Origin of the sequence: Parvimonas sp. M20 (assembly GCF_035282425.1) — a bacterium.
In the GTDB taxonomy this organism is placed as follows: domain Bacteria; phylum Bacillota; class Clostridia; order Tissierellales; family Peptoniphilaceae; genus Parvimonas.
Genome location: NZ_JAYKBQ010000125.1, coordinates 1 through 287 on the forward strand (window position 1 = coordinate 1; position 287 = coordinate 287).

Annotated in this window: 1 protein-coding gene; it reads left to right on the forward strand. The window is 39.0% G+C overall.

Going from position 1 to position 287, the window contains the following annotated elements; translation table 11 throughout:
- Positions 1-39 precede the first annotated feature (39 nt).
- Positions 40-287: hypothetical protein (locus VJI93_RS08670; RefSeq protein WP_324009299.1), on the forward strand; the 248-nt coding region annotated here is incomplete at its 3' end.

Here is a 287-nt window from a genome sequence, read left to right on the forward strand (position 1 = left end):
TTAGAAGACGTTCTAAGCTTTGTCCGATCGCTAAAAAGTGTGGCATGCGGAGGGGGAGAGGTAAGAGGACTTAAGGAGCAGGAACTTATTGAATTAGAAATAAGTATATGCAAGCATATTATTGAAAAAGTCCGAAGAGATTTACCTAATAAGGAAACTCCCTATCATAGGTTTGCAAAGTGGATTAGTGCAATTGATAGAGATAGGCCTGTAGAAATTTTTACGACAAACTACGACTTGCTGATGGAACAAGCTCTCGAAGAGTTGAGTATTCCGTATTTTGATGG